General features: G+C 66.5%; 19 protein-coding genes. 8 read left to right on the forward strand and 11 right to left on the reverse strand.

The window, feature by feature from the left end; genetic code table 11:
- Positions 1–61 precede the first annotated feature (61 nt).
- Positions 62–511, forward strand: coding sequence for a winged helix-turn-helix transcriptional regulator (locus ACFQ9R_RS15135; RefSeq protein ID WP_378991150.1), 450 nt, complete (start codon positions 62–64; stop codon positions 509–511).
- Here ACFQ9R_RS15135 and ACFQ9R_RS15140 read toward each other — a convergent pair.
- The 4 genes from ACFQ9R_RS15140 to ACFQ9R_RS15155 all read right to left on the reverse strand — a co-directional run bounded on the left by ACFQ9R_RS15140 (position 472) and on the right by ACFQ9R_RS15155 (position 3,905).
- Complete coding sequence (locus ACFQ9R_RS15140; protein ID WP_378991152.1) at positions 472–1,167, reverse strand: polysaccharide deacetylase family protein; 696 nt, start codon at positions 1,165–1,167, stop codon at positions 472–474. The genes ACFQ9R_RS15135 and ACFQ9R_RS15140 overlap by 40 nt on opposite strands.
- A gap of 52 nt (positions 1,168–1,219) precedes the next feature.
- Complete coding sequence (locus ACFQ9R_RS15145) at positions 1,220–1,720, reverse strand: L,D-transpeptidase (protein ID WP_378991153.1); 501 nt, start codon at positions 1,718–1,720, stop codon at positions 1,220–1,222.
- A gap of 227 nt (positions 1,721–1,947) precedes the next feature.
- Positions 1,948–3,351, reverse strand: coding sequence for a dihydrolipoyl dehydrogenase (gene lpdA / locus ACFQ9R_RS15150; protein WP_378991155.1), 1,404 nt, complete (start codon positions 3,349–3,351; stop codon positions 1,948–1,950).
- A gap of 80 nt (positions 3,352–3,431) precedes the next feature.
- Positions 3,432–3,905 (reverse strand): MarR family winged helix-turn-helix transcriptional regulator, encoded by a 474-nt coding sequence (locus tag ACFQ9R_RS15155; protein ID WP_378991156.1) that lies wholly within the window; start codon positions 3,903–3,905, stop codon positions 3,432–3,434.
- A gap of 90 nt (positions 3,906–3,995) precedes the next feature.
- Here ACFQ9R_RS15155 and ACFQ9R_RS15160 point away from each other — a divergent pair, with 90 nt between their 5' ends.
- A complete protein-coding gene (locus tag ACFQ9R_RS15160) occupies positions 3,996–4,325 on the forward strand; it encodes a rhodanese-like domain-containing protein (protein WP_378991158.1) in 330 nt (109 codons plus the stop codon).
- Between the two features lie 52 nt (positions 4,326–4,377).
- Complete coding sequence (locus ACFQ9R_RS15165) at positions 4,378–5,409, forward strand: AraC family transcriptional regulator ligand-binding domain-containing protein (protein ID WP_378991159.1); 1,032 nt, start codon at positions 4,378–4,380, stop codon at positions 5,407–5,409.
- Here ACFQ9R_RS15165 and ACFQ9R_RS15170 read toward each other — a convergent pair.
- Complete coding sequence (locus ACFQ9R_RS15170; RefSeq protein WP_378991161.1) at positions 5,406–6,308, reverse strand: LysR family transcriptional regulator; 903 nt, start codon at positions 6,306–6,308, stop codon at positions 5,406–5,408. The genes ACFQ9R_RS15165 and ACFQ9R_RS15170 overlap by 4 nt on opposite strands.
- A gap of 120 nt (positions 6,309–6,428) precedes the next feature.
- Between ACFQ9R_RS15170 and ACFQ9R_RS15175 the strand changes: the two genes are divergently transcribed.
- The 3 genes from ACFQ9R_RS15175 (at position 6,429) to ACFQ9R_RS15185 (ending at position 10,084) form a co-directional block, all read left to right on the forward strand.
- Positions 6,429–8,183 carry an adenine deaminase C-terminal domain-containing protein gene (locus ACFQ9R_RS15175; protein WP_378991163.1) on the forward strand — a complete coding sequence of 585 codons (1,755 nt, stop codon included), beginning with the start codon at positions 6,429–6,431 and terminating at the stop codon, positions 8,181–8,183.
- 31 nt (positions 8,184–8,214) lie between these two features.
- Complete coding sequence (locus ACFQ9R_RS15180; protein WP_378633889.1) at positions 8,215–8,919, forward strand: YitT family protein; 705 nt, start codon at positions 8,215–8,217, stop codon at positions 8,917–8,919.
- A gap of 136 nt (positions 8,920–9,055) precedes the next feature.
- Complete coding sequence (locus ACFQ9R_RS15185) at positions 9,056–10,084, forward strand: NADP-dependent oxidoreductase (RefSeq protein ID WP_378991165.1); 1,029 nt, start codon at positions 9,056–9,058, stop codon at positions 10,082–10,084.
- Positions 10,085–10,155: 71 nt separating this feature from the next.
- On the opposite strand, the gene ACFQ9R_RS15190 is transcribed toward ACFQ9R_RS15185, so the two are convergent.
- A complete protein-coding gene (locus tag ACFQ9R_RS15190) occupies positions 10,156–11,130 on the reverse strand; it encodes a dipeptidase (protein WP_378991167.1) in 975 nt (324 codons plus the stop codon).
- Positions 11,131–11,269: 139 nt separating this feature from the next.
- On the opposite strand from ACFQ9R_RS15190, the gene ACFQ9R_RS15195 reads away from it, so the two are divergent.
- Positions 11,270–11,800 carry a hypothetical protein gene (locus ACFQ9R_RS15195; protein WP_378991168.1) on the forward strand — a complete coding sequence of 177 codons (531 nt, stop codon included), beginning with the start codon at positions 11,270–11,272 and terminating at the stop codon, positions 11,798–11,800.
- Between the two features lies 1 nt (position 11,801).
- On the opposite strand, the gene narI is transcribed toward ACFQ9R_RS15195, so the two are convergent.
- From narI to ACFQ9R_RS15220, 5 genes are read right to left on the reverse strand one after another with little or no spacing between them, the layout of a single operon-like run.
- On the reverse strand, positions 11,802–12,533 hold the full coding sequence (gene narI / locus ACFQ9R_RS15200) for a respiratory nitrate reductase subunit gamma (protein ID WP_378991246.1): 732 nt from the start codon (positions 12,531–12,533) through the stop codon (positions 11,802–11,804).
- 16 nt (positions 12,534–12,549) lie between these two features.
- A complete protein-coding gene (narJ, locus tag ACFQ9R_RS15205; protein WP_378991247.1) occupies positions 12,550–13,227 on the reverse strand; it encodes a nitrate reductase molybdenum cofactor assembly chaperone in 678 nt (225 codons plus the stop codon).
- Positions 13,227–14,876: a nitrate reductase subunit beta gene (narH, locus tag ACFQ9R_RS15210; protein ID WP_378991170.1), complete on the reverse strand. Its 1,650-nt coding sequence runs from the start codon at positions 14,874–14,876 to the stop codon at positions 13,227–13,229. The genes narJ and narH overlap by 1 nt, the downstream gene beginning before the upstream one ends.
- Complete coding sequence (locus ACFQ9R_RS15215; protein WP_378991172.1) at positions 14,876–18,556, reverse strand: nitrate reductase subunit alpha; 3,681 nt, start codon at positions 18,554–18,556, stop codon at positions 14,876–14,878. The genes narH and ACFQ9R_RS15215 overlap by 1 nt, the downstream gene beginning before the upstream one ends.
- Before the next feature lie 28 nt (positions 18,557–18,584).
- Entirely contained in the window at positions 18,585–19,799 is a 1,215-nt protein-coding gene (locus ACFQ9R_RS15220) for an MFS transporter (RefSeq protein ID WP_378991174.1), read from the reverse strand.
- Positions 19,800–20,002: 203 nt separating this feature from the next.
- On the opposite strand from ACFQ9R_RS15220, the gene ACFQ9R_RS15225 reads away from it, so the two are divergent.
- The gene (locus ACFQ9R_RS15225) at positions 20,003–22,042 is read left to right on the forward strand and encodes a prolyl oligopeptidase family protein (RefSeq protein WP_378991176.1); all 2,040 of its coding nucleotides are present in this window, start codon (positions 20,003–20,005) and stop codon (positions 22,040–22,042) included.
- Positions 22,043–22,045 lie beyond the last annotated feature (3 nt).

Below are 22,045 nucleotides of genomic sequence, written 5' to 3' on the forward strand. Positions count from 1 at the left end.
TAACTATTAGTAAGCACTATGCCTTCAGTGGGCACTTGCGTCAAGTGGGTACGATGGAGGCATGCCCGAGACGACCCACGAGGACCACGACCCCACGCTGGAAGCCGACGTCTTCGCGCGCAATTGCCATTCCCGCCCCGTCCTGCAGAACATCACCGGACGGTGGGGGGTGCTCGCCCTGGTCGCGCTGCTCGACGGTCCGGTCCGGTTCAGCGCCCTGCGCCGCCGGGTCGACGGCGTGAGCGAGCGCATGCTCTCGCAAACCCTGCAGGCGCTGGAACGCGACGGCATGGTCCATCGCGAGGTGCTCGAAGCGATCCCACCCCGCGTCGAATACAGGCTCACGGAACTGGGCACGGCGGTCGCGAACCAGCTGAAGTCGCTGATCGTCGTCGTGGAATCGAACATGGACACCGTCCGCGCGGCGCAGGACACCTACCACCGCGCAGACGGCATCGACCAAGGATCGGCTCAGCGCGCGAGCAGCTCCGAGACCGTGACGAATCGGTAGCCCTGCGCGCGCAATCCGTGCACGATCTCCGGCACCGCGGCAAGAGATTCGGGCCCGTACATGACATGCAGCAGGATGATCGATCCCGGTCGCGTCTCGGCGAGGGTGTCGCCCACGATGGCCTCCCGTGACGCGCCCCCCGCGGAATCGGGCTCCACATCCCAGGTCACCGAGGTGCGATCGTGGTCGGCGAGGTAGTGCGGCAGCGTCCACAGTTTCTTGCCGTACGGCGGGCGGAAGCTGATCGGCCCCGGATACCCGGCGCGACGGATCTCGGCGTCGGTCCGCTCGATCTCCTCGCGCACGGTGTCGCCGGAAACCAGCACCATGCGCCGGTGCGAATAGGAGTGATTCCCGATCTCGTGACCCGCGCCCACGATCGCCGCACCGTATTCGGGATGCGCGGCCAGGTCCGCGCCGACCAGGTAGAAGGTCGCGGGAACCTGCAATTCCCCCAGCGTCCGCAACACGTCCGGCGTCCGCGCGGTGGGTCCGTCGTCGAAGGTCAACGCGACGACCTTCTCGTCGGTCTCCACCCGATCGACCAGCCGCCCCGCCACCTGATAGGTCCGCGAATTCGCCAACACATACAGACCGGCCGGCACCGCCGAAACCACGACGATGCCGACAACCCCGCCCACCAACCACCGACGCATGGACCGACGGTAACTCACCGGGCCGGATCAGCCCGGTGAGTTGTCCGGGTACCTACGCGATGACCTGGGTGATGTCGCCGGGGTTCAGGTAGTCGAAGAAACGGTGGGCGCCGTCTTCGGTCATGCGCACACAACCGTGTGATTTCGAATCGACCGGACCCACGTGGAATGCCATGTCGCCGTTGAAGAACGTGGCCCAGCGCATCGGCGCATTGTGCATCGTGCTCCAGTGGAATTCCCGCTTGAAGGAAATCTTGGTCACCGCGGGCGGCGTTTCGAACCCGGCCATGCCGTGCGAGATCGGCGTGGGTCCGAAGATCACCCGGCCGTTGTCGACCAGCCACGCCTCGTTCGTCGACAACCGCATGCATGCCCTGGCTTCCACGACCGGGCACGGCGATGCGGTGGGAACGATGGCGGGAACACCGGGAACGTCCGGGCCACCGGGGAAAAGAGGTTCAGCGACGGCCGGTGTCACCGTGCCGAGTCCGGCCACAGCGACCGCGACGACCGCCGCGAATCGTGCTGTCCAACCGAGAATGCGCTTGCTCATCGAGTCGTAACCTCTCAACCGTGCCCGCCACCGCGAGTCAACCCGGGTGAGGGGACCATCTCATGGAACGCAAACATGTCGAACACGAGCGTGGAACAGATACCTGGAGGTGTTGTCGATCATCGTGGCAAAGACCCCGATTCACCAAATCAACGCCCGGAAAAAGACCGAATAGAAACCAAAAGGCCGGGCACGCGATCGCGCACCCGGCCGTTTCAGCTGATATCTCAGAAGTTGATCATGTGCCCCGCGAGGCCGTGGATCGCTTCCTGCACCGCTTCGCTCAGCGTCGGGTGGGTGTGCACATTGCGGGCCACCTCGTTGACGGTGAGATCCCATTTCTGGGCGAGGGTGAGTTCCGGCAGCAGCTCGGACACGTCGGGCCCGATCAGGTGGCCGCCGAGGAGCTCGCCGTGCGCGCTGTCGGCGATCAGCTTCACGAAGCCGGTCGGGTCGCCGAGGCCGTGGGCCTTGCCGTTGGCCTGGAACGGGAAGTTCGCGACCTTCACGTCGTAGCCCTCGTCGCGGGCCTGCTGCTCGGTGAGACCGAAGCTGGCGACCTGCGGCTGGCAGAAGGTGGCGCGCGGCATCATCCGGTAGTCGCCCAGGGTCATCGTCTCGGCGCCGCCGATGGTCTCGGCCGCGACCACGCCCTGCGCCTCCGCCACGTGGGCCAGCTGCAGCTTGGCGGTGACGTCGCCGATCGCGTAGATGTGCCCCACATTGGTGCGCATGTAGTCGTCGATCTCGATGGCGCCACGGTCGGTGAGCGCGACGCCGGTGGTCTCCAGGCCGTAGCCCTCCACCCGCGGCGCGAAGCCGACGGCCTGCAGCACCTTGTCGACCGTGACGGTCTCGATCGCGCCGGACTTGTTGTCCTTGATCTGGACGGTGACCTTGGAGCCGTCGTCGTCGATCGACTGCACGGCCGCACCGGTGCTGATGGTGATGCCGAGCTTCTTGTACTGCTTGGTGATCTCTTTGGAGACGTCGGCGTCCTCGTTGGGCAGCGCGCGGTCTAGGAACTCCACGATCCGCACGTCGACGCCGTAGTTCTTGAGGACGTAGGCGAACTCCATGCCGATCGCGCCCGCCCCGACGATCAGGATCGAGCCGGGTAGGTCACGGGTGAGGATCTGCTCCTCGTAGGTGACCACGTTCTCGGAGAGCTGGGTGCCCGGCAGCAGCTTGGTGGTGGTGCCGGTGGCGATGATGACGTTGTCGAACGTGAGCGTCTCGGCGCCGCCCTTGGTGAGGGCCACGTCGATCGAGTTCGGGCCGGTGAAGGTACCGAGGCCGTCGAACTCGTCGATCTTGTTCTTCTTCATCAGGAAGTGCACGCCCTTGACCCGGCCGTCGGCCACCTTGCGGCTGCGATCGAAGGCGGCACCGAAGTCGAAGCTGACCTCACCGGAGATGCCGAAGGTCTTGGCTTCCTTCTGGAAGATATGGGCCAGCTCGGCGTTGCGCAGCAGTGCCTTGGACGGGATGCAGCCCACGTTCAGGCACACGCCACCCCAGTATTTCTGCTCGACAATCGCTGTTCGCAGGCCGAGTTGAGCGGCACGGATCGCGGCGACATATCCGCCGGGACCAGCGCCGAGAACGACGACATCGTAGTGGGAAGTCACGTCACCGAGCCTAACTCTGTTTCGAGGAGTTCACCCACCCGTCCCCCACATAGGTGAGATGTGCGCCGACCGGCCGCCGGTCACCGTCGACGCGGACGCGGCGCGGCCAGATCGGTAGCGCCGAGCACTTTGCGCAAGGTGGCGGCGAGGGCCTCGAGTTCGCCGGGGTCCGCGTGGGCGCCGAGCCGGCGTTCGATGCCGTCGAGGTAGTGCGGTGCGGCCTCGCGAAACCGCTGCCTGCCGAGCTCGGTGATCGCGACGATCGCGGATCGGCCGTCGTCGGGGTTGTGCTCGCGGCGCAGGAGGCCGTTCGACTCCAGTTCCGCGACAAGGCGACTCACCCTGGTGCGACTGAGGACGACCTTCTCGCCCAGGTCGCTCATCCGCATCGGTCCGGCGGCGTCCAGTTCGAGCAGGACGTCGTACCAGGTCAGCGGGAGTCCGGCGGCTTTGCGCAGTTCGGCGTCGAGCTCGGGAACGAGGGCGGCGTGCACCTGCAGCAGCGCGGCCCACGCGGCTACCGCGGGACGACGGGACGACTGTTCGTTCGGCACCACCTCACCTTAACCACTTGCGTGCGTGCGCACACAAATAGTAGCGTGTGCACGCACATAAATTCTTTCGAACGACATGAGGTGAACGCCATGACCGCACTCATCACCCGCGACGAACTGGCCGCGGAAATAGCGGCGAACAGCGTGATCGTGCTCGATGCTCTCGGCCCCGAGTACTACGCGAAAGCCCACCTGCCAGGTGCGCTGAACCTGACCGCCGACGAGGTCGCCGACCGCGCCGCCGGGCTGCTCCCCGACCGGGACGCCGCCATCGTGACCTACTGCTCGAACGCGGCGTGCGGCAACAGCGAGGCCGTCGCGATGAAGCTGGAAGCACTGGGCTACACCAACATTCGCAAGTACCGCGAGGGGATCCAGGACTGGTCCGACGCGGGCCTGACCATCGAAACCTCGGCCTGAGCACAACGTCGGCCCGCCACCGCTCACTACCGCGCCCAGTACTGTCGGTCCGGTGAGCGGTGGTGCGTCGGCGGAAGGCATCGGTAGCCGGCTCGATGGGACCGCGTCCACCCACCTCGTCCGGCTGCTCGTTCAGGCGGCCAGGGAGGCGGCGGTCGCCGAGGAGCAGCTGGCCCGCGTGGCCGGCATCGACGAGGCGACTCTGCGCGGCGAGCTCAATCGGATCCCGATGGGTTCACTGCTGCGATTGTGGGAATTGATCGCCCACGCCCGGCCCGGCGCCGGATCAGGGGCCGCGATCGCCGCCGCCGCACCACTCGGCGCACTGAACACCTGGGACTATCTGGTGACAACCGGTGCGACACTCGTGGATTCGCTGCGCGCGGCCCAGCCGTACCACCGCCTGGTCACCGCTGCCACCGAGGGTTTCGACCTGTCCGGCGACGGGGATCTCACCATCGGCTACCGGACGTCGGCCAGCGATCCGGCGGTGGCCTCGGTGGTCAACGAGTACGTGCTCGCCTACTACTTGCGCCGGGCGCGCGAAGCGACCGGCCGACCGCTCGTGCCCACCCGGGTGAGCTTCGGTCACGCCGCCCCGGCCGAACACTCCGGACTGGTCGCCGTATTCGGTACCGCCGATATCGAATTCGACGCCGAATCGGACGCGATCACCTTCCACGCCGACGACGCCAACGCACCGTACACCCGCGCGGACCCGATGCTGGCCGACTTGATGCGCAGCCACGCCGACCTGGTTCTGGCCTCCGCCCGCCCGATCGCCGATCCCCTCGACGCCTTTCGCAGCGCCCTCGGCGCGGCTCTGGACGCGGGCGATCCGGCCCTGCCCCGGGTCGCGAAAAGCCTTGCCATGAGCCAGCGCACCCTGCAACGTCACCTCGCCGAACACGGCACGTCCTGGCGCGACGAACTCGACCTGCTCCGTCACGAACGGGCGCAAACCCTGCTGGACCAGGGACACAGCACCGCCACCGTCGCCGGCCGCCTCGCGTTCACCGACGACCGAGCACTGCGCAAGGCCTTCCACCGCTGGACCGGCACCTCGCCCACCGCGACCCGCTAGTCGCGCTCACCGGGCCGCAGCGCTCCCACGATCTCGTCCGCGAGCAGCAGACTGGCCAGGCCGTGACCGTGTTTCTCCCGTCGTACGAGGGAGATGACGTTGTCGCTGAAGGCGTCGCGGACCGGCCGGAAGGCCAGACGACCGTCGCGCATTTCCTCGGCGATGTCGAATTCGCTGAGGAAGGCGATGGCCTCACCAGACGTCGCGAGCCGTTTCATGGTCTCGATCGAGTTGGTGTGAAACGCGGGCTGGATATCGAGATCGGCTTTCGCGAAAGCCTCGGCGACGATGCCGTGGATCACCATCGAGCGATCGGCGAAGATCAGCGGAAACGGCGTGCACTGCGCGAGCGGGACCGTGTCCATGGCCGCCAGCGGATGACGCGGGGAGACAACGACTCCGAGCCGGGTGTTGATCCGCCAATAGGTCTCCAGCCGCGTGGAAGACGGAATATTGAAACCGAGACCGAGGTCGGCCTCGCTGTTCTCGACCGCCTGCACGATATCGAGGGTCGACATGGTGCGGATCGATATCCTGACCTGCGGATGACGGGTACGAAACGTCGCCGCGGCGGTGGCGACGACGCTGCTGGCCAGGCCGGTCATCGTGGCGATCACGACCTCACCGCTGCCGAGGGCACGCAGATCGCGGATATCGGCCACGGTTTCCCGGTATTGCCGCAGCGTCTGCCGGATGTGCGCGAGCAGCGCCTCACCCGCCGGGGTCAGGCGCATGCCGCGGGGCAGGCGCTCGAACAGCGGCTGGTCGAGTTCGGCCTCGAACAGCAGGATCTGGCGGTTGATCGCCGAGGGCGCCACGTGCAGGCGGGCACCGGCCGCGCGGATGGACCCCAGACGCGCCACCTCGTCGATGTACTGCAGCAAACGCGAATGGAGCATTGCGCACCTCCTCCTCGGAACTGTACGAAAATTTAGTACACCTCGTGCGAAAACGCATGCTTGTGGGCAACGGTGTTTGTCGCGTCCAATCAATACAGGCAAGCAACAGTGAATTTCGAAGTGAGGACCACCATGGCCCAGCAGAATTCGACCACCGAGGTCGCCACCCAAGACGACCACGTACGGACAATCTTCGGCATCTTGGAAGGGGAGCGAGAAGCCGACCTGCTGCTGCGCAATCTGCATATCCTCGATGTGCACACCGAATCCGTTTACCCCGGTTCGCTCTTGATCCACGGTGAGCGCATCATCGCGCTGAATCCCGACGAATCGATCGTGCGATACCGCGAATCCTTCGACGGCGAGGGCCTTTACGCGATTCCGGGCCTGATCGACGCGCACCTGCACTTCGAATCCCAGCTCGCGCATCCGGCGGCATTCGGTGAGGCGATCGTGCCGAGCGGAACGACCACCGTTTTCGGGGAAACGCTCGATTTCGCCAGTGCCGCAGGCGACGATGCGATCGATGCCGCCCGCGCGTTGTTCGCCGACCACGAGAAGCTGCCGTACCGGCTCTATGCCTTCGCACCGGGAAAGAAGACCTCACCCGAGGTCACCGAGGCGATGCTGGCGATGGATCCGGTGATCGGCCTCGGCGAACTGGCCCACCTGTCCTATATGACCGGCAACGCCGACGATTTCCGCAAGTCCGCGCTCGGACGCGCGAACGCGGGATTCGTGAACTGCCACTGGGGCGTCACCTCACTGTCGGACATGCTGCTGAATTACATGCCCGCCATCGGCGTCGACAACAACCACGACGTCTGGAACGAAGACGATATCGAGAAGAGCATCCGCTACGGGCTCAATACCCAGATCAAATTCGGTGTCGGCAGTCCCGAGGTCATTCGAACGATGCTGCGCGCCATCGTGAAACGCCGTTGGCCCGCCGAGAACTTCCAGCTGTGCGCCGACAATATCTCGGTGGATCGGGTGCTGCGGCAAGGCCATATCGACTGGGTCATCTCGCTGGCCGTCGAGATGGGTATGCCGCCGATCCAGGCGATCAAGATGGGCACGCTGTACACTGCGCGCTCGTTCCACAAGGACCGCGACCTCGGTTCGCTGAGCCCGGGACGATTCGCCGACATCGTGCTCACCGACAGCCTCTCCACGATCAACCCCCGCTATGTGTTCAAGGGCGGCAAGCTCGTCGCCAAGGACCGTCGCCTGCTCGAACCGGTCGGCATCGACTACTCGGTCCTGACCAAGCAGCCCCGGCCCGGCCTCGCCGACCTGCGCGCCGAGCAGCTCGAGCTCACCCCGATCGAGATCTCCGAGGACGGCACGCGGGCGAAAGTACTGCTTTTCGACGTGTACGGACGCGGGCATCTCAAGTTCGCGCAGGAGGTCTGGGTCCCGGTGCGCGAGGGCGTCGTCGTCCCCGAGCTCGAAGGCGTTCGCCTCAACCGGATCTCGGTCGTGCAGCGCTATGCCGACGGGCAGCGCCACATAGTCAACGCGCTGTTCACCGGCGTTTCGCTCGACCGCGGCGCGGTCTCGACCTTCTGGCCGGCTCCGGCGGCCTACTTCGTGGTCGTCGGCAGCGACAGTACCGAGATGCGCGAGAACCTCCGGCACCTGGACGGTCTGGTCGGCGGCTGCGTCGTGACCGAGGATGCGCAGGTGAAAGCCGTTCTGCCGCTCGACTTCTACGGAGTGATGGCCGATATGGACCTCGCCGAGCTCGTCGAAGCGACCCGCTCGATCGACGACGCACTGGCGAAGCTGGGCAACCACAACGAAGGTGAGCCGGTCGTCAACAAGCTACTCACCCTGTTCATCTCGCTCGACCGCTTCGGCTTCATGAAATAGCCTCGGCTACCAGAGCAAGGGATCCACCGCAATGCAACACGACAACGACGCGGCAGTCATCGACAACGGAAACAAGGTCCGCCGCTGGATCACCTACGTCGCCGGAATCTATATCCTCACGCTCGGCCTCAGCCTCGCCATCAGGGCCGGGATCGGCATCTCCCCGCAGAGCAGCCTCACCCGCACGATGACGCTGGTGTTCACGCCGCTGAGCCAGGGCAACTACAACCTCATCCTCGAGGTCATCATGCTGGGCCTGACCTTCCTGGTCAGACCGAAGGCATTCAAGGCCGGCTACCTGCTCTCGATGATTCCGGCGCTGGTCCTGGCGGTGCTGCTCGACGTGAACCTGTGGCTCACCGAGTGGATCCAGCTCGAGCCGTACGCGGCCAACGTCGTACTGCTGGTCTTCGCCGACGCGATGCTGGCCTTGGGCTTGTTCATGATGATCCGGGCGAACCTGATCCTGATGCCGATCGATCTGTTCGTGAACACGATCCAGCAGAAGACCGGCCGGAAGTGGGGCAACATCAAGACGGTGTTCGACTGCACGCTGCTGGCACTGTCGGCGGGCATCGGCCTGCTGTTCCTCGGCGCACCGCATTTCATTCGCGAGGGCACGATCGTCAACGCGATCCTCGTGGGGCAGTACGTGAAGGGGTACTTCTTCCTCTACGAGAAGTTCGTGGCGCGCAAGCGCTCGGCCGCGCTGGTGCCGACGCCCGTCGCCGACTAGGAGTAACCACCACCGCCCGGTCTGTCGTGAACGGACCGGGCGGTGGCGTGCGCGGACCTGGGAAGGTGAACTCGGCCGCCATAACGTAGTCATCACCGGCGAGAAACACCGGCTGACCTCGAAAGAAGGCTCGATCATGTCGAATACGGCCACCCGCGCACTGCCCACCCGCACCCGCGAGATCCACCTCGCCGCCCGCCCGAACGGCGCACCGGTCGCCGGCGACTTCGCCCTCGTCGAACGGGAACTGCCGGAGCTGGGCGAAGGCCAGATCCTGGTCCGCAACACCTGGATGTCGGTCGACCCGTACATGCGCGGGCGGATGGACGACAAGGCTTCCTACATCCCGCCGTTCGAACTCGGTGCGGCCCTCGACGGTTCAGCCGTCGGCGAGGTGATCGCCTCCCGCTCGGCCGATATCGCGGTCGGCGCGACGGTCTCGCACTTCGCGGGCTGGCGCGAACACGCCGTCGTCGACGCCGCGACCGTCACCCCGATCGACCCGGAACTCGCCGCGCCGCAGCACTTCCTGAGCGTGCTCGGCACCACCGGGCTGACCGCCTACGCCGCACTCACCGATGTCGCCCAGGTGAAGCCCGGCGACACCGTGTTCATCTCGGCCGCGGCGGGCGCGGTGGGCAGCGTCGCGGGCCAGATCGCCAAGGCACTCGGCGCGAAGCGGGTGATCGGTTCGGCCGGTGGTCCCGTCAAGGCCCGAAAGCTGCTCGCCGAGTTCGGTTTCGACGCGGCGATCGACTACCGCGCCGGTGATCTCGGCGGTCAGCTCACCGCCGCCGCACCCGATGGCGTCGACGTCTACCTCGACAGCGTCGGCGGCGAACACCTGAAGGTCGCCATCGAGGCGCTCAACCAGCACGGCCGGGTCGCCCTGGTCGGCGCGATCAGCGGCTACAACGGCGCCACCGCCCAGCAGAGCCCGGACCTCTACCTCGCGGCGACGAAGGAGATCACGCTGCGCGGCATGCTGGTGACCAGCTACTTCCCGATCTTCGGCGAGTACATCGCCAAGGCCGCGGGCTGGCTCGCCGACGGCACCCTCACCACCACCGAAACCGTCTACGAGGGCCTCGACCAGGCCCCCGCCGCGTTCCTCGGCGTCCTCACCGGCGCCAACACCGGCAAGATGCTCGTCCGCCTCGCCTGAGCGAGACCCGGAACGCCCCGCCGCGCACCGAACACGGTCCGGCGGGGTCGATCAACCGGCTTCGGCACAGGTCACGCCCGCCAGACGTGGCTCGCTGCCCGGGCGAAGTTGCCGCCGAAGATCGCCGCACGCTCGGTGGGCGTGAACCCGCGCGCGGCGAGGAGCTCGTCCAGGCCCGGCACCTCGGATTCGCCGAACAGGTCCTCGGGTGGAGTCCACTGGAGTGGGCCCCATTTCGTGTAGGACTCGGAGAACGCACCGGGGTTGTCGCGGATCTCGTCGTTGAACTCCTGACCGTCGAACGAATAGTCCGATCCGATCCCGATGTGGTCGATCCCGACCAGATCGACGCCGTACCTGATGTTATCGGCGACCGCCGTGACCCGCTCGGCACGGGCGGCAGGCTCGTTGCGGCCGAGGAAGATGCCGACGCCGTTCACACCGATCACCCCGCCCGTGGCGGCACACGCTCGCGCCTGCTCATCGCTGATGTTGCGCGGATGCTCCCACAGCGCGGCGAAATTGGAGTGACTGTAGATCATCGGGACGCTGGTGTGCGTGGCGATGTCGAGCCCGGTGCGGCGCGAGCAGTGCGAGCCGTCGGCGAACATCCCTACCTCGTTGAGCTTGCGCACCAAGTCTTTTCCGTACCCGGTGAGCCCGGTGTCCTCGGTGTCGAGACAACCGCAACCCGCCGCGTTCGCATGGTTGTAGGTGGGCAGCAGCGAACGCACGCCGAGGTCGTAGAACAGCTCCACATTGTCGAGATCGCCGTCGAGCGGCCCGGAATCCTCCAGATCGAACGCCAGCGAGATCACCTCCGGCGCGCCGATATCGCCGACCCGATCCACCAGCCGCAACCGCGGATCCGCTCCCGCGTCGGCGCGGAACCGGTGCAGCAGCGCCAGCGAATCGTCCCTGGTCTGCGCCGAATACCCCACGTTCACCGAAAGATACGACCCCAACGGATACCGAGCCAGCTCGGCGACCCGCGCCGTGTGCCGCAACGGCAGACAGCAGTGCTGCTCCCACAGGAACACATCCACCTCCGGTTGACTCGTGACCTGCGATCCTACGTTTCGCCGCGCACCCGACACCGGACCGACGCTAACGCGATGCCTGATCCGTTCGATAAATCGGTACTGCTCCGCGAGCCCGAAGGCCCCAGATCAAAGGCGGTGCGACATGCGTCGCTTCCTCGTCCTGTTCGCCACACTCACCGCCTGCGTCGGCCTCTCGACGCTGCCCGCGGCCGCTGCTCCGTCCGACTGCGGACTCACCTGGGGTTCGCAGGACAAGACGTCGCCGAACTACTCCACCGCCACCGTCGCCGATGTGCGCGCGGGCCGCCACGAGTGCTTCGACCGACTCGTCATCGACCTGTCCGGCCCCGTCGCCGGTTACCTCGTCGGGTACGTCGGCACCGTCACCCAGGACGGCTCCGGCGCGACCGTCCCCCTCCGTGGCGGCGGGTTCCTCCAGATCGCGGTCTTCGCCCCCGCCTACGACGACGCGGGCAACAGCACCTACAACCCCTCGAACCGCACCGACCTGCTCTCGACGAGCGGCTATCCGACCTTCCGCCAAGTCGCGTTCGCCGGCTCCTTCGAAGGCCGGACCACCTTCGGTCTCGGCGTCCGCGCCCGCCTCCCCTTCCGCGTGAGCACCTTCGACAACCCGACCCGCGTGGTCGTCGACGTCGCCCACTCCTGGTGACTCACCACCCCTGCCGCTCCGGGCGCGAGCCGATCAGCTCATCAGGCTTGGCGGTCGCCCGGGAGCGGTACACGATGTAAGGGCGGTAGAAGTAGCTCAACGGTGCGCTGAAGGCGTGCACGAGCCGGGTGAACGGCCAGATCGCGAACAAGATCAACGCGATCGTCACGTGGATGTGGAACGACAGTGGCGCCTCGGCCATCAGGTCGCCGCGCGGCCGCAGGATCCAGATGGAGCGGAACCACGGCGACACCGTCTCCCGGTAGTTGTGCTCGGGACCGACGGCGCCGGAACCCAGCAGGGTGGTCGCCAGCCCGGTGATCAACGCGCAGAGCAGGACCAGGTACATGAGCTTGTCGTTGAGCGTGGTCGCGGTGAAAACCGGGCCGTTGCGGCGGCGACGATAGATCAGCAACACGATGCCGGTGAGGGTGGCGACGCCCGCGATACTGCCGAGCACGATCGCTTGGATGTGATAGACGTGCTGGCTCACGCCGATGGCGTCGGTCCAGGATTCCGGGATGACCAGCCCGATGATGTGGCCGACGATCACCACCATCATCCCGTAGTGGAACAGCGGACTGCCGATGCGAAGCAGCGTGGACTCGTACAGCTGGGACGACCGGGTGGTCCAGCCGAATTTGTCGTACCGGTAGCGCCACCAGGTGCCCACGATCAGGATCGCCAGACTCACGTAAGGGACGATGTCCCAGTAGATCTCGCCCGCCGACACCTCGTTGGCAGCCATGTCACCGATGTCCTTTCACTACAGCGGGTTCGCGCTCGTGCGCGCTTCGGCGCGGCGGCACGGTGAGAGTGAACGGCGCCAGTCCCACCGATTCGGCGGCCGGTCCCACCTCGACCAGCCTGCGGGCCCAGCCGAGATCCTGTTCGGTCGCCGGCGGCAGGGTCGCGACCACCGCGGCCAGCACCGGGGCATAGGGCGAATCCTCGTCCGACAGTGCGAGTCCGATCGCGTGGATCGCGCGCCGATACGCGGTGAGCAGGGCCGCGCCGGCGACGGGGTCGACGGTGGCCGCGAACTCCAGCACGACGGGAAGGTGGTCGGCGACCTCGCCGGTCGGCGGCTCCACACCCGCGCCGCGGTACGCCTCGGTGAAGGCGAGCATCGCCATGCCGCGATTGCGGGTATCGCCGTCGGTCCAGTAGGTGAGCAGCAGCGTCGCCCGCCTGCGCAGGTCGAATGTCGCGGTGAACTGTTGTGCGGCAGCGACTTCGGATAGCTCGCCCAGTTCTGTCACCACCCGCAGCAACGGTCGGGCCTGCTCGCCCGGCAGGTGGGCGCACAGTCGCGTGACGAGTTCGAGCCGCGTTCGGTGTTCGCTGTCGGGGTAGGCGAGCAGCAGCGAGGCCGCCTGCCACACCAGCCGCTGCTCGGCGGCGCGCCGGGCCGCGCGAGCGCGCATCATTTCCGGCCACCGGGGAACATGCCTTCCGGTGCGCCCTTGCCGTCCCAGTTCAGCAAGTTGACACGGGAGCCGCCGGTCGAAGGGACGGATTCACTGGTCTGACGCTGTTTGAGCGCGTGGAAGGTCTCCACCGCGACCGGCACCGGCTTGCCACTGGTCTCGCCGAAGGGGCCCGAGACCTGTTCGTACATGCCGGGTCCGCCGTCGAAGTCGAGGGCGCAGTCGGCTACGGATTCCTCGAGCTGATGCCCCTGATCGGCGTAGGCCGAGGGAATCACGTAGCGGTCCTCGATTTTCGCCAGCGCCAGCAGCCGGTACATCTCGTACATCTTCTCCTCGGTCATCCCGACCGCCGCGGGAATCTCCGCTCGCGGTTCACGTCCGAGGTTGATGTCGCGCATATACGACCGCATCGCGGCCAGCTTGCGCAAAACCACCGCCACCGCGTCGGTATCGCCGGCGGTGAACAGTCCGGCCAGGTATTCCAGGGGAATTCGCAACGATTCGAGCGCGCCGAACAGGTTGCCCACATCCTCGCCGTCATGACCGTCGCGGCTGACGGCGTCGACCACCGGCGACAGCGGCGGGATGTACCACACCATCGGCATCGTCCGATATTCCGGATGCAGCGGAAGCGCAACCCGGAAGTCCTTGATCAGCGCGTGAATCGGGGATCTCCGCGCCGCCTCGATCCAGCTGTCCGGAATACCCGAGGCACGCGCTCCCGCGACAACGTCCGGATCGGCGGGATCGAGAAGTACATCCACCTGCGCCTCGTACAGATCGCGCTCATCGGCGACGGCGGCGGCGTCGAGCACCTTGTCCACGTCGTAGAAGATCAGCCCGATATAGCGCAACCGGCCCACGCAGGTTTCCGCGCACACCGTCGGCAAGCCGACCTCCACGCGCGGATAGCAGAAGGTGCACTTCTCCGCTTTGCCCGTCTTGTGGTTGAAATACACCTTCTTGTACGGACATCCGGAGATGCACATCCGCCAGCCGCGGCACTTGTCCTGATCGACGAGCACGATCCCGTCCTCGGTGCGCTTGTACATCGCACCGGAGGGACAGGACGCGACGCACGCCGGATTGAGGCAGTGCTCGCAGATGCGCGGCAGATAGAACATGAAGGTCTGTTCGAGATCGGCCTTGACCTTCTCGCTCACCTTCGCCAGCACCGGGTCGCCGGGGAGGATCTCGGGCGACCCGGCCAGATCGTCGTCCCAATTGGCCGAACCCTTGATCATCATCGGTTCACCGGTGAGCAGGCTGCGCGGCGCTGCCACCGGGATCTGATCGCTCAGTGGGGCATTGGTCAGGTTCTCGTAGTCGTAGGTCCACGGCTCGTAGTAGTCGCCGATCGCGGGCATCTTCGGATTGGCGAAGATATTGGCGAGCTTGCTGAACCGGTCGCCGCCGAGCAGACGCAACCGGCCCTTCTTCATGGTCCAGCCGCCCCGCCACTTCTCCTGGTCCTCGTACGTGCGCGGATAACCCTGTCCCGGGCGGGTTTCCACATTGTTGAACCACACGTATTCGGTGCCGGTGCGGTTGGTCCACGCCTGTTTACAGGTCACCGAACAGGTGTGACAGCCGATGCACTTGTCCAGGTTCATCACCATCGCCAACTGCGCCATGACTTTCATCAGTACGTCACCTCCTGGCTACGGCGACGGACCACGGTGACTTCGTCGCGCTGGTTTCCGGTCGGGCCGAGATAGTTGAACGCGAACGAGGTCTGGGCGTACCCGCCCGCCAGGTGGGTGGGTTTGATGAGCAGCTCGGTGATCGAATTGTGAATGCCACCGCGGGTTCCGGTCGTTTCCGACAGCGGAACATCGATGGTGCGTTCCTGGGCGTGATACACGTAGACGACGCCCTCCGGCATCCGCTGCGACACCACCGAGCGGCACACCAGCACACCGTTGCGGTTGAGGGCCTCGACCCATTCGTTGTCGCGCACGCCGATCTTCGCGGCGTCGGCCGGGCTCATCCACATCGTCGGGCCGCCGCGCGAGAGCGCCAGCATCAGCAGATTGTCCTGGTATTCGGAGTGGATGGACCACTTGGAGTGCGGTGTCAGATAGCGCACGCTCAACCCGATACCGTCGCGCTCGCCGATCGCCGGTTCGCCGTAGAGCTTGGCCATGTCCAGCGGCGGGCGGTAGATCGGCAATGCCTCGCCGAGCTCCTCCAGCCAGTCGTGGTCGACGTAGAAGTGCATGCGGCCGGTGAGCGTGTGGAACGGTTTGAGGTATTCGATGTTCTGGGTGAAGGGCGCGTAGCGGCGGCCACCGGTCTCACTGCCCGACCATTCCGGGCTGGTGATCACCGGCACGGGGCGAGCCTGGGTCTCCGCGAAGGTGATTCGTCGTTCCTCGCTGCCCTCGGCCAGCTCGACCATGTAACGCCCGGTGCGCCGGTCCAGCTCTTCGAACCCCGCGACCGAGAGCCTGCCGTTGGAGGTGCCCGACAGCATGAGGATGGTCTCGGCCGCCTTCTCCGCCGTCTCCATCGCCGGACGACCTACCGCCACACCGGAATCCATCACCCCGTGCAGGTGTCCCAGCTCGATGACCTCCTGATCGGGAAACACCGTGACGCCCTTGGTGGTCATCCCCTTCTGCTCCACCAGCGGTCCGAGCGCGGCCCACTTCTGGGCGATCGCCGCGTAGTCGCGTTCGACGACGGCCAGTGGACCCATCGTCTTGCCCGGTATCGGCACCTCGCCCGTGGTCTGCCAATTCGACTGGGTGCCATGGGGGTAGGCCATCGCGCCGGGTGTGTCGTGCTGAAGGGTGCCGAGCACGACATCGGTTCTCGTCCCCAGGTGCACGCGAGCCATCGCCGAGAAGGCGTGCGCGATCGCGGCGAAGGCGTCGAAGTCGGACTTGGTTTCCCACGGTGGATCGATGGCCGGGGTGAAGGCGTTCATGAACGGGTGCATGTCCGTGCTGGACAGGTCGGCCTTCTCGTACCAGGTCGCCGCGGGCAGCACGATGTCGGAGAACAGAGTGGTCGAGGTCATCCGGAAGTCGATCGACATCAGCAGATCGAGCTTGCCCTCCGGCACCGGATCAGGCGAGACCACATCCACGGGACGGTGCCCGGGACCCGCGGGTGTGTTGCGCACGTTGGAACCGGTGCCGAGCAGATGTTTGAGGAAGTACTCGTTGCCCTTGGACGACGAACCGAGCAGATTCGACCGCCATACACTCAGGACCCGGGGCCAGTTCTTCGGGCTGTCCGGATCCTGAACCGCGAAACGCAGTGTGCCGCTGTGTAATTGGTCGACGGTGTAGGCCACCGGGTCGAGGCCCGCGGCGGCCGCCTCGTCGGCCAGGTCCAGCGACGAACGGTCGAACTGGGGGTAGAACGGCGTCCAGCCCATGGCCACCGCCGAGCTCATCACGTCCATCGTGTGCTTGTCGCGGAACAGACCGCGACCGGTCGGCGCCGCGAGCACGTCGGCGCGGTACCCGTCGTAGCGCCACTGGTCGGTGTGCGCGTACCAGTAGGACGTGCCTGCCATCAGGCGCGGCGGGCGCGACCAGTCGGTGCCCATCGCGACGGTGGACCAGCCCGTCACCGGTCTGCATTTCTCCTGCCCGACATAGTGGGCCCAGCCGCCGCCGTTGCGGCCCATCGAGCCGGTGAGCAGCAGCATCGCCAGAATCGCGCGGTAGGTGGCGTCGCCGTGGAACCACTGGCAGATGCCCGCGCCCATGATGATCATGCTGCGTCCGCCGGAATCGACGGCGTTGGTGGCGAATTCGCGGGCGATCCGGATCACCTGCGCGCTCGAGACGCCGGTGATCGGCTCCTGCCAGGCGGGGGTGTACGGCGAACCGGGATCGTCGTAGCCGCTCGGCCATTCCCCCGGCAACCCCGGCCGTGCCACGCCGTACTGGGCGAGCATGAGGTCGAAGACGGTGCAGACCGGGCGGCCCGCGACGATCCGCACCGGCACACCACGATCGATCGTCTCGCCGTGGCCGTCGACGGTGTCGAAACGCGGCAACGTCACGATCACCGACCGCCCGTCGCCCGCGTCGGCGGTCAGCGCGGGCTGTAGGTCGCCGAGGTCGAGGTTCCATTTCCCGACGCCCTCCGGCCCGAATCGGAACCCCAGCGAGCCGTGCGGTACCGCGGGCTCACCGGTGACGCTGTCGATGAACACGGGCTTGAAGGCGGCGTTCTCCGCGCTGGAGCCGAGATCGGCGGCGGTGAGATTCTTGCCGGGAACCAGACGGCCGTCACGTTCGACCACGCTGATCAGGAAGGGCAGATCGGTGAACTGGCGGACATAGTCGACGAAGAACGGTTCCCGTTCGCGCACGAAGTAGTCGGTGAGGATGACGTGGCCCATCGCCATCGCCATCGCGCCGTCGGTACCCGCCGCGCACGGCATCCATTCGTCGGCGAATTTGGTGTTGTCGGCGTAGTCGGGGCTGACCGTGACGACCTTGGTACCGCGGTAGCGCACCTCGGCCATCCAGTGGGCGTCCGGCGTGCGTGTCACCGGCACATTGGAGCCCCACATCATCAGATACGAGGCGTCCCACCAGTCACCCGACTCCGGCACGTCGGTCTGGTCGCCGAAGACCTGCGGCGAGGCCACCGGCAGGTCGGCGTACCAGTCGTAGAACGAGGTCATGACCCCGCCGATCATCTCGACGAACCGGGACCCCGCCGCGAAGGAGACCATCGACATCGCCGGGATCGGCGAGAACCCGGCCACCCGGTCGGGACCGTATTCGGCGATGGTGTGCACGTGCGCCGCGGCGATCATCTCGACGGCCTCGTCCCAGCTCACCCGTACCAGACCACCCATCCCCCTGGCCTTTTGATACGCGCGGCGCCGCTCCGGGTCGGCTTGCAGGTCGGCCCAGGCCAGCACGGGATCGCCCAGCCGCCGCTTGGCCTCGCGATACATCTCGACCAGCACCCCGCGCGCGTAGGGGTAGCGCACCCGCGTCGGCGAGTAGGTGTACCAGGAGAAGGCGGCGCCACGGGGGCAGCCGCGCGGCTCGTAACCCGGCCGGTCGGGACCGGCCGAGGGGTAGTCGACGTCCTGGGTCTCCCAGGTGATGATGTCGTCTTTGACGTAGACCTTCCACGAACACGACCCGGTGCAGTTCACCCCGTGGGTCGATCGCACCACCTTGTCGTGGCTCCAACGGTTGCGATAGAAGATGTCGCCCTCACGACCGCCGATGCGGCTGACAGTGCGCAGATCCGCGGATTCGACACCGGGGGTGAAGAACCGGCCGCTGCGCACGAGCAGGTCTTCGACGGCACCGCCGATTCGCGCTGGGGATGGCACTGGATCTGTCTCCTTCGACGAGGTCGGATCAAGTTGCGGCGGGGCACTGTTCGACGGCGCGCAGTTTTACCGAGGTGTAGACAAGGGCGGCCAGCGCGGTAGCGGCGAGCAACAGCAGCCCGATGGTGTAGCTGTGGCCTGCCTCGTCGTAGGTGATACCCATGATCAGCGGCGGGAAGTAGCCACCGAGACCGCCTGCGGCCGAGACGATTCCGGTGACACTGCCGACACTGGAACTCGGCGAGCGCCTGGCCACCCAGGCGAAGACGCCGCCGGTACCGATCCCGAGGAACAGCGCCATCGTGATGAACGTGGCCGCCGAGGCCACGTCGGCCGGCGGTTTGAAAGCCGCGACCACCGCCATCACCGCCGTCCCGGCCAGCGAGGTGACCACGATGTACTTCGGCGCGATCCGGTCCGACAGCGCGCCGCCGATGGGCCGGGCGATCACCGCGGCGAGCGCGAAGGCGGCGGTGCGCGTGCCCGCGTCGACCGCGGAGAACCCGTACACATTCTTGATGTAGGTCGGCAGATACGAACTGAAGGCGACGAAGCCGCCGAACACCACCGCGTACAGGAACGACATCTCCCAGGTGACACCGAGCTTCATCGCGGCGCGCAGCTTGGGCAGCACCGGGTCGGTGTTCGGAGTGAAGTCCGGCGAGTTGCGCATGAACAGGATGCACAGCACCGCGGTCACCGCGAGCGCGGCCGCCACGATCAGATGGGTGGGCAGCAACCCGAACCAGCGGACGAACCGGGGTGTGAAGAACGCCGACACCGCCGTGCCGACCATGCCCGCACCGAACACTCCGGTCGCGAAGCCGCGCCGGGCGGGCACGTACCAGGAATTCGCGAACGGGATACCGACGGCGAACACCGTGCCCGGGATGCCGAGCAGGAAAGCCGACGCCAGCATCATCGGGTAGGACTCGATGCTGCCCGCGATCCCGACCGCGACGACCGGCACGATCGAGGCCAGCGAGACCCCGATGAACATCATCCGGCCGCCGATCCGGTCGGTGAGCGCGCCCGACACGATCCGGCCCAGCGAGCCGACGAGAATCGGCATCGCCACCATGATCGAGGCCGCCATGCTGCTGAGCGCCATCTTGTCGGCGTAGTTCGGAGAGAGAGGACCGATGAGGTTCCACGCCCAGAAGTTGATGGCCGAAACCCAGGTGGCCAAGACAAGGTTGAGGGTCGGGGACCCGGTGCGTACCGCTGTCTGTAGCGAGGTCACCGAATCAGGAGAACACACTCCCCTACCCCGACCGGGGCAACACGCAACAGCACGGCAACCTCGACCACTACCCGTACCTACCAGGTATGGGGATTATGCGCGCAGGCCCGATGCCCTGGCGTGGCAAACCACAAACCAGCACGAGTGTGACCGCGATCGGCCGCATCGGCAACAATGTGGGGATAAGCGGCGTTGAAGAAAACGTGACCGATCCCTATCTCTGGCTCGAGGACGTGACCGACGAGGGCGCGCTGGACTGGGCGCGCGCCCGCAACGACGTGGTGGGGCGGCGGTTCGCGGCGACCGACCGATTCGCCGAGATGGAGCGTCGCGTACTGGCGATGCTCGACGACGACACCAAGATCGCCTATCCCGGCCGACGGGGGCCGTGGCTGTACAACTTCTGGCGTGATGCCGAGCATCAGCGCGGGTTGTGGCGGCGGACCACGTTCGAGTCCTACGCCACCGACGCCCCCGAGTGGGATGTGCTGATCGACGTCGACGCGCTGGCCGAGGCCGACGGGGAGAACTGGGTGTGGGCGGGCGCCGCGGTGCTGCGGCCGTCGCAGGAGCGCGCCATCATCCACCTGTCCCGTGGCGGCGCCGACGCGACCGTCGAGCGCGAATTCGACCTGACCACCAGGCACTTCGTCGCGCCCGAGGACGGCGGGTTCTTCGTCGCGGAGGCGAAGTCGCGGATCGGCTGGATCGATGCCGACACCGTCTACCTCGGCACCGATTTCGGGCCGGGATCACTCACCGATTCCGGATACCCGCGCATCGCCAAGCGCTGGCGGCGTGGCACCGAATTGTCCGCTGCCGAAACGGTGTTCGAGGGCAAGTCGAGCGACGTCTCGATCGGCGCCGGATACGACCGCCACCCCGGCTACGAACGGCACTATCTGCACCGGTCGACCGACTTCTTCAACAGCGAGGTATCGCTGCTCGACGACGGGGAGTGGCGGCTGATCGAGACCCCCACCGACGCGGACGTGGACTGGTACCGCGACTGGCTGCTGGTGCGCTTGAAGACCGAGTGGACACCGGGCGAGACCACCTTCGCTCCCGGCAGCCTGCTGGTCACCGATTTGAACGAATTCCTCTCCGGGGCGCGGGAATTCGAGGTTCTCTTCGCCCCGGATCCGCACACCTCACTGGAATCGTGGGGCTGGACCGAGAGCCACCTGATCCTCACCACCCTGCGCGATGTGCAGACCGGATTCCGCGTGCTCACCCCCGGCCCGGACGGCTGGGCGAGCAGCGAGCTCGCCGACTCCCCCGCCATGTCGTCCACCTCGGTGGCCAACCTCGACCCACTCGAGGGCGGCGACGAGTTCATGCTCACCACAACCGGTTTCACCACGCCGACCACGTTGCTCAGCAGCGCGATCGGCGAAACCGCGGTGACGCTGAAGCAGGCCCCCGGCTACTTCGACGCCACCGGCATCGAGACCGAACAGTTCTTCGCGACCTCCGACGACGGAACCGCGGTGCCCTACTTCGTGATCCGCCATCGCGACCGGCGCGGCACGCCGGGCCCGACGATCATGAACGGCTACGGCGGCTTCGAAATCTCCAAGACTCCGGCCTATCTCGGCTCGGCGGGCATGAACTGGCTCGAACGCGGCGGCACCTACGTGATGACCAACATCCGCGGCGGTGGCGAGTACGGCCCCGAATGGCACACGGCCGCACTGAAAGAGCACCGCCACCGCGCCTACGAGGACTTCGCCGCCATCGCGCGCGACCTCGTGACCCGCGGCATCACCACCGCGGACCGGCTCGGCGCGATCGGCGGCAGCAACGGCGGCCTGCTGATGGGCGTGATGCTCACCCGGTACCCGGAACTGTTCGGCGCCATCGTCTGCCAGGTGCCGCTGCTGGACATGAAGCGCTACCACCTGCTGCTGGCGGGCGCGTCGTGGGTCGCCGAATACGGTGACCCGGACAAGCCGGAGGAATGGGCCTACATCAGCGAGTACTCGCCGTATCAGAACACCGACACCGGCAAGCAGTACCCGCCGATCCTGCTGGCCACCTCCACCCGCGACGACCGGGTCCATCCCGGCCATGCGCGAAAGATGGCCGCGCTCCTGGAGTCCCAGAATCGCACCGTCTGGTACTACGAGAACATCGAGGGTGGTCACGGCGGCGCCGCCGACAACAAGCAGTCGGCGTACCTGTCCGCGCTGGTCTACGAGTTCTTCATCCAGATGCTGATCGAGGGGCGCCGCTCGGCCTGAGGG

Origin of the sequence: Nocardia sp. NPDC056541, assembly GCF_042794235.1 — a bacterium.
GTDB lineage: Bacteria > Actinomycetota > Actinomycetes > Mycobacteriales > Mycobacteriaceae > Nocardia.

Coding starts and splice junctions, on each gene's coding strand:
- ACFQ9R_RS15135 (WP_378991150.1), top strand. CDS start 62: ATGCCCGAGACGACCCACGAGGACCACGACCCCACGCTGGAAGCCGAC.
- ACFQ9R_RS15140 (WP_378991152.1), bottom strand. CDS start 1,167: ATGCGTCGGTGGTTGGTGGGCGGGGTTGTCGGCATCGTCGTGGTTTCG.
- ACFQ9R_RS15145 (WP_378991153.1), bottom strand. CDS start 1,720: ATGAGCAAGCGCATTCTCGGTTGGACAGCACGATTCGCGGCGGTCGTC.
- ACFQ9R_RS15160 (WP_378991158.1), top strand. CDS start 3,996: ATGACCGCACTCATCACCCGCGACGAACTGGCCGCGGAAATAGCGGCG.
- ACFQ9R_RS15170 (WP_378991161.1), bottom strand. CDS start 6,308: ATGCTCCATTCGCGTTTGCTGCAGTACATCGACGAGGTGGCGCGTCTG.
- ACFQ9R_RS15180 (WP_378633889.1), top strand. CDS start 8,215: ATGCAACACGACAACGACGCGGCAGTCATCGACAACGGAAACAAGGTC.
- ACFQ9R_RS15185 (WP_378991165.1), top strand. CDS start 9,056: ATGTCGAATACGGCCACCCGCGCACTGCCCACCCGCACCCGCGAGATC.
- ACFQ9R_RS15195 (WP_378991168.1), top strand. CDS start 11,270: ATGCGTCGCTTCCTCGTCCTGTTCGCCACACTCACCGCCTGCGTCGGC.
- narJ (WP_378991247.1), bottom strand. CDS start 13,227: ATGCGCGCTCGCGCGGCCCGGCGCGCCGCCGAGCAGCGGCTGGTGTGG.
- narH (WP_378991170.1), bottom strand. CDS start 14,876: ATGAAAGTCATGGCGCAGTTGGCGATGGTGATGAACCTGGACAAGTGC.